The organism is Mesorhizobium sp. M0983, from assembly GCF_040318975.1.
Classification (GTDB): domain Bacteria; phylum Pseudomonadota; class Alphaproteobacteria; order Rhizobiales; family Rhizobiaceae; genus Mesorhizobium.
In genome coordinates this window covers 60,968-67,761 of record NZ_JAMYNH010000025.1, presented here as the reverse complement: position 1 = coordinate 67,761, position 6,794 = coordinate 60,968, and the positions used below count along the sequence as shown (strand labels likewise).

Annotated in this window: 5 protein-coding genes; all 5 read right to left on the bottom strand. The window is 65.5% G+C overall.

The annotated features are described in order from the left end of the window. Window positions 1-295: 295 nt before the first annotated feature. Genes NKH71_RS28750 through glnT form a run of 5 tightly spaced genes read right to left on the bottom strand, consistent with a single transcriptional unit; the run spans window position 296 to window position 6,791 of the window. Window positions 296-925, bottom strand: a complete 630-nt coding sequence (locus NKH71_RS28750) for a sarcosine oxidase subunit gamma (protein ID WP_023716758.1) — start codon at window positions 923-925, stop codon at window positions 296-298. Next, window positions 918-3,902, bottom strand: coding sequence for a sarcosine oxidase subunit alpha (locus tag NKH71_RS28745; RefSeq protein ID WP_352895560.1), 2,985 nt, complete (start codon window positions 3,900-3,902; stop codon window positions 918-920). The genes NKH71_RS28750 and NKH71_RS28745 overlap by 8 nt, the downstream gene beginning before the upstream one ends. Beyond that, window positions 3,902-4,177, bottom strand: coding sequence for a sarcosine oxidase subunit delta (locus tag NKH71_RS28740; RefSeq protein WP_023716760.1), 276 nt, complete (start codon window positions 4,175-4,177; stop codon window positions 3,902-3,904). The genes NKH71_RS28745 and NKH71_RS28740 overlap by 1 nt, the downstream gene beginning before the upstream one ends. A gap of 16 nt (window positions 4,178-4,193) precedes the next feature. Beyond that, on the bottom strand, window positions 4,194-5,447 hold the full coding sequence (locus tag NKH71_RS28735; RefSeq protein WP_352895558.1) for a sarcosine oxidase subunit beta family protein: 1,254 nt from the start codon (window positions 5,445-5,447) through the stop codon (window positions 4,194-4,196). Between the two features lie 36 nt (window positions 5,448-5,483). Beyond that, window positions 5,484-6,791: a type III glutamate--ammonia ligase gene (gene glnT / locus NKH71_RS28730; RefSeq protein ID WP_352484123.1), complete on the bottom strand. Its 1,308-nt coding sequence runs from the start codon at window positions 6,789-6,791 to the stop codon at window positions 5,484-5,486. Between the last annotated feature and the right edge of the window lie 3 nt (window positions 6,792-6,794).

Genomic DNA, 6,794 nt, shown 5'->3' with positions numbered 1-6,794 from the left:
TCGGTGATTGCAACGTCACCACCGTGCCATGGCCGCTCGCCCTTCAGAGCAAGCGCCGTTCTCTCTCCAAAACTTTTTGCAGAACCTTCAGGACACTATCCCTTCTCCCCTTGGGGGAGAAGGTGTCGCCGAAGGCGACGGATGAGGGGTGTTCCAGGGAACGCCAGCCTCTCACTCCGCTGGAACACCCCTCATCCGTCTCGGCGCTGCGCGCCGATCCACCGCCCTGGGGCGAGCCACGGGTCTCGTCCCGTCCTTCGGACCCCACAAGGGGAGAAGGGAAGACGCGCCAAGGCTATGCCAATTCCTCGGAATGCCGGATATCGACGCCATACTCCGCGGCGGCATCGAGCATCGTGTGCCACAGGCTCCCGGCAAACGTCGCGAACACCAGGAGATTGAACACCGCCTGTCCATCCGGCCAGTCATTGCCGCGCCAGAGATTGATGCTGGTGTGATCGACCGATGTTGCGGCGGCGGTGCCGACCGGAAATGCCGCCGGGTGCAGGTCTAGTGAAGACAATTTGGCCAGCATCGAGCGCGCTTTTTCTCCCGAAACGCTGATCAGGACGCGCGCATGCGACTGGTCCGATAGCGAGGCGGATTGCGAGAACGCCTGGCTCAGCGGTTCGATCGCGTGCTTGCCGGCATTGGACAGGACGAGGAACTGATCCGGTCCCGACCAGATCAGCGTAGCGTCGGGAACTCGGACCGCCTTGGGCGTTTCCGGTGCGGCAACGCCGAAACGGGCCTGGGCAGCTTTTGCCAGCTCCGCCGTTTTGCCGCGCCGCGCCATCACCTGGATCAGGTCGAAATTGCGGATTTCCGTCAGCCAAACGCCGGCCTCGGTGCCGCGCGCGCCATGGGCGCCGACGACGAGCGCGTGCTCCAGCGGACTGCGGGCAATCCAGGAAAACTCAGCCACGCTGGCGCCCTCCATCCGGATCGTAGAAGACCGGGCTGCACAGCTCGACATCGTAGTCTTCGCCGCGCAGCGGGTCATGCGTATGGACGATCTCGCCGATGCGCTCGCGGCCGCATTCGACCAGGCCAAGCCCGATCCACTGGTCGAGCGTCGGCGAGAAGCAGACCGAGGTGACGTAGCCCTGGTCGTTGTCGGGACCGGGTGTCTTGTCCTTCGGAATGATATGCGCGCCGGAACGCAGGCGGCTTGCCTTATCCGTCGGCTTGATGCCGACCACGACCTGCCGGTCCGGGGCGACCAGCGCCTCGCGCCCGGCCATGACGCGGCCGATAAAATCCTTCTTGGTCGACATCATCTTGCCGAGGCCTAGGTCGGCGGCCGTCGTCGTGCCGTTCAGCTCCGGCCCGGCGACATGGCCCTTTTCGATGCGCATGACGCCGAGCGCCTCGGTGCCGTAGGGCGTAACGCCGAATGGCTTCCCGGCCAGCATCAAATTGCGCACCAGCGCGTCGCCGTAACGGGCGGGAACCGAAATCTCGAACGCCATCTCACCGGAGAACGAGATGCGGAACAGCCGTGCCCTGGTGCCGCCGCGAAGCGATACCTCGCGCGCCCCCATGAACGGAAAACCTTCATTCGACAGATCCTCGGCCGGATCGACGATTTCCCGGAGCAGGTCCCGGGTCCTAGGTCCAGCGATCGAGAATTGCGCCCACTGGTCAGAGACGGAGGTGAGCTGGACGTCGAGCTCAGGAAATAGCACCTGCCGGCAGAATTCGAGATGCTGCATCACCAGCCCGGCCTTGGCGGTGGTGGTGGTCAGGAAATAATGGTCCTCGGCCAACCGCGATGTGGTGCCGTCGTCATAGACGATGCCGTCCTCACGCAGCATCAGCCCGTAGCGGGCTTTGCCGACGGCAAGATTGGAAAAGGTGTTGATGTAGACGCGGTCGAGGAAGGCGCCGGCATCCGGACCGTGCACGTCGATCTTGCCGAGCGTCGAGACGTCGCAGAAGCCGACGCCGGAGCGCACCGCCTTGACCTCGCGGGTGACCGATTCCAGCCAGTCCTTTTCGCCGGCGCGCGGGTACCATTGCGCGCGCTTCCACAGGCCGGTGTCGACGAACACCGCGCCTTGTTCGGCTGCCCAGTGATGCGACGGCGTCAACCGTGTCGCATGAAAATTCTCGTCGCGATGATGGCCGGCGAAGGCGCCGATAGCGACCGGCACATAGGGCGGGCGGTAGATCGTCGTGCCGGTCTCGGGAATGGATTTGCCTGACAACGCAGCCATGAGGGCGAGGCCGGCGACGTTCGAGGTCTTGCCCTGGTCGGTGGCCATGCCGAGCGTCGTATAGCGCTTCAGATGCTCGATCGACTCGAAGCCTTCGCGCTGCGCCAGTTCGATGTCGGACGCGGTCACGTCATGCTGGTAATCGACGAAGGCTTTCCCTTTGCCGGCGACATGCCAGAGCGGCGTTAGCGAAAACGCCTCGCTGTCGGCAACCGGCGATGTGCCGGCATTGCCGCTGCGCCCGGCCCTCTGTGCTGCCGCCGCTCCTGCGGCAAAGCCCTGGCGCAGGCAGTCGCCCAACCCGAAGGCGCCGTTGGCGGCGCCTGCGGCCATCATGCCCGGAGGCGCACCGTCCGGGACGAAGGCTGCGATGTCGTCCTGCCATTTCGGCCGGCCGCGATGGTAGGAGGTCAGCCCGACCGCCGGATTCCAGCCGCCGGAGACGGCAAGCCCGTCGGCTTCGACTTCCGCACGTGCGCCGCCGGTCAGCGAGATCGCGATTTTCCGGACGCCGGCCTTGCCGCCTTCGACCCCGGTGACCGAGCCGCTGAGCACCGGAAAGCCGGCCTTGGCGGCGAGCGCGCGATGTGCGGCGGAGACGTCCGGGCGCGCATCGACGACCGCCGCGATCTGCAATCCGGCGGCGAGCGCGGTCTCGACCGTGCGCCAGCCATCCGCATTGTTGGTGAACAGCGCGATCCTCTTTGCCGGCGCCGCCGCGTAGCGCGCGACATAGGTCCGCATCGCCGAAGCCACCATCACGCCGGGCGTGTCGTTGCCGGCAAACACGATCGGCCGCTCGATGGCGCCGGCGGCAACGACGCAGCGCCTAGCCACGATCCGCCATAGCCTTTGGCGCATCTGGTGCTCTGGCGGGGAGGGCAGGTGGTCATTGACCCGCTCGATCGCGCCATAGGTGCCGCCATCATAGACGCCGAACAATGTCGTGCGGTTCATGATGCGGACATCGGGGAGTGCTGCGAGTTCGGCCAGCGTGCGCGAAATCCATTCGGCCGCCGGCAGGCTGTCGATGGTGCCGCCGTCGGCAAGCAGACGGCCGCCGAACGCAAAATCTTCCTCGCACAGGATGACACGGGCGCCGCTGCGCCCGGCCGCCAATGCCGCCGCGAGCCCGGCCGGGCCAGAGCCGGCGATCAGCACGTCGCAATGCGCCCACGCCTTGTCGTAATGGTCGGGATCGGCGACGCCGGCGGCGCGGCCGAGACCGGCGGCTCGGCGGATCGCCGGTTCGTAGACCGCTTCCCAGAATTTCGCCGGCCACATGAAGGTCTTGTAGTAGAAGCCGGCGACGAAGATCGGCGCAAACAGCTGGTTGACCGCCATCAGATCGTGGCGCAGCGACGGCCAGCGGTTCTGGCTGGCGGCCTCGAGCCCGTCGTAAAGTTCGGCCGTGGTCGCCTTGGTGTTCGGCTCGCGCCGCGCTCCGCTGCGCAGTTCGACCAGCGCGTTGGGCTCCTCCGACCCGGCGGTCAGGATGCCGCGCGGGCGATGGTATTTGAACGATCGGCCGATCAACTTGACGCCATTGGCAATCAGCGCCGAGGCCAGCGTGTCGCCTTGGAAGCCGGCAAAGCTCTTGCCGTCGAAGCGGAAGCTCAGCGGCGCGGCGCGATCGATGAGACCGCCGCTCTCCAGCCGGTGTCTCTGCGCAGGGCCAACCATCAGGCGCCCACCTTGGCGGCGCCAACGCCCGCAGCCGGCTCGACCGACGAAATCTCGTGCGTCAGCGTGTTGCGGGCGACCTTCAGCCAGGCCCGGCAGCCGCCGCCATGATACCAGTATTCGCTCATCGGCCCGGCGACATTGTCGCGCAGATAGACATAGTCGAAGACCTCGTCTTCGGAGGAGCCGGCCGCCGGACGCACCGGCCTGGCGTCGCCCAGATAGGTGAACTCGCCGAGTTCGCGTTCGCCGCAGAAGGGACAGACAATGCGCATGCTCTTCAGCCAGCCTTCAATGCAGGTTCGGTTGGGCGCCCTGGCCCTTTTCGTCGATCATCGCACCTCGCCGGAAGCGGTCGAGGCGGAAGCGCGCCGCCTCCTTGTGCGGCTCGTCGCGCGCCAGAAGATGGGCAAAGATCAAGCCGGAGCCGGGCGTCGCCTTGAAGCCGCCATAGCACCAGCCGGCATTGAGATAGAGCCCGTCGACCGGCGTCTTGTCGATGATCGGCGAGCCGTCCATCGACATGTCCATGATGCCGCCCCACTGGCGCAGCAGCCGCACGCGGCCGATCATCGGCATCAGCGCCATGCCGCCCTCGCAGACGTCCTCCATGACAGGCAGATTGCCGCGCTGGGCGTAGGAATTGTAGCCGTCGATGTCGCCGCCGAAGACCAGGCCGCCCTTGTCGGATTGGCTGACGTAGAAATGGCCGGCGCCGAAGGTCATGACATTGGGGATCAGCGGCTTGATCGCCTCCGAGACGAAGGCCTGCAGCACATGGCTTTCGATCGGCAGCCGCATGCCGGCCATCGCCGCGACGCGCGACGAGGAGCCGGCGACCGCCATGCCGACCTTGGCCGCACCGATCTTGCCGCGGCTCGTCTCGACACCGGTCACCTTGCCGTTGGCATCGCGCACAAAGCCTGTCACTTCGCAGTTCTGGATGATGTCGACGCCGAGCGCGCTCGCCGCATGCGCGTAGCCCCAGACCACGGCATCATGGCGCGCCGTGCCGCCGCGCCGCTGCAAGAGGCCGCCCTGCACCGGAAAGCGCGCATTGTCGAAGTTCAGGAACGGCATCATCTTCCTGACCGCCGCCAGATCGAGCAGTTCGGCGTCGATGCCGTTGATGCGCATGGTGTTGCCGCGCCGTGCGTAGGCGTCGCGCTGCGCGTCGGAATGGTAGAGATTGATGACGCCGCGCTGGCTGACCATGGTGTTGTAGTTGAGGTCCTGCTCCATCCGTTCCCACAGTTTCATCGAAAGCTCGTAGAAGCCGGTATTGCCGGGCAGTCCGTAATTGGAGCGGATGATGGTGGTGTTGCGGCCGGCATTGCCGGAGCCGATCCAGCCCTTCTCCAGCACCGCGACATTCCTGATGCCGTATTCGCTTGCGAGGAACCATGCCGTCGCCAGGCCATGGCCGCCGCCGCCGATGATCACCACGTCGTAGTGGCTCTTCGGGCTGGCGTCGCGCCAGGTGCGCTGCCAGTTCTTGTGGCCGGAAAATGCCGCCCGGGCGAGGGAGAAGATCGAGTATTTCATGAACCTGTTTCGCGCCGGGCGTGCAACAATTCCGGATCAGATGTCGAGCGTGTGGTCGCGCTCCCACTGGGTGAAGTGGGAAGCATAGGAATTCCATTCCTGCTGCTTGAGCTTTAGATAGGCCGACGAGAATTCCTCACCCAGCGCCGCCTTGAGCGATTTGTCGTTGTCGAACTCGCGCAATGCGTCGAGCAGGTTGAGCGGCAGCTTCGGCGCCCCTTCGACCGTATGGCCGAACTGGTACATGTCGATGTCGTAGCGCCGGCCGGGATCGGCCTTCGAGCGGACACCGTCGAGCCCGGCGGCGATGATCACGGCCTGCAGCAGATAGGGGTTTGCCGCGCCGTCGGGCAGGCGCAGCTCGAAGCGGCCGGGGCCGGGCACGCGCACCATGTGGGTGCGGTTGTTGCCGGTCCAGGTCACGGTGTTCGGCGCCCAGGTGGCGCCGGAGATGGTGCGCGGTGCGTTGATGCGCTTGTAGGAATTGACCGTCGGGTTGGTGATGGCGGCAAGCGCGGAAGCATGTTTCATGATGCCGCCGAGGAAATTCCTGCCCTTGGCCGACAGGCCGAGTTCCATCGCATTATCGGCAAAGACATTGGTCTTGCCGTCCCTGTCCCAAACCGAGATGTGGGCATGGCAGCCATTGCCGGTCAGGCCCTGGAACGGCTTCGGCATGAAGGTCGCGCGCAGCCCGTGCTTTTCGGCAACGGATTTCACCATGAATTTGAAGAAGGAATGCTTGTCGGCGGTCGCCAGAGCATCGTCGAAGGCCCAGTTCATCTCGAACTGGCCGTTGGCGTCCTCATGGTCGTTCTGGTAGGCGCCCCAGCCGAGCGCCAGCATATGGTCGCAGATCTCGGCGATGACGTCGTAGCGGCGCATCACCGCCTGCTGGTCGTAGCAGGGCTTCGACGCCGTGTCGTATTCGTCCGAAATCGTCTTGCCGTCCGGCGAGATCAGGAAGAACTCGGCCTCGACGCCGGTCTTGATGTGCATGCCGTCGCCGGCGGCCTCGGCGATCAGCCGCTTCAGCGTGTTGCGTGGCGCCTGCTCGACCGATTTGTCGTCCATCATGCAGTTGGCGGCGACCCAGGCGACTTCGGGCTTCCACGGCAACTGGATCACCGAATCCGGATCCGGCACGGCCAGCATGTCGGGATGCGCCGGCGTCAGGTCGAGCCAGGTAGCAAAGCCGGCAAAGCCGGCGCCGTCCCGCTGCATGTCGGCGATCGCCTGCGCCGGCACCAGCTTGGCACGCTGCCCGCCGAACAGGTCGGTGTAGGATATCATGAAATATTTGACGCCCTTCTCCTTGGCGAAGGCGGCGAGATCGTTCCCCATTAT

Excerpts from the sequence above, each read along its gene's own strand:
- NKH71_RS28745 (WP_352895560.1), bottom strand. The coding sequence starts at position 3,902 with ATGGTTGGCCCTGCGCAGAGACACCGGCTGGAGAGCGGCGGTCTCATC.
- NKH71_RS28740 (WP_023716760.1), bottom strand. The coding sequence starts at position 4,177 with ATGCGCATTGTCTGTCCCTTCTGCGGCGAACGCGAACTCGGCGAGTTC.
- NKH71_RS28735 (WP_352895558.1), bottom strand. The coding sequence starts at position 5,447 with ATGAAATACTCGATCTTCTCCCTCGCCCGGGCGGCATTTTCCGGCCAC.
- glnT (WP_352484123.1), bottom strand. The coding sequence starts at position 6,791 with ATGGGGAACGATCTCGCCGCCTTCGCCAAGGAGAAGGGCGTCAAATAT.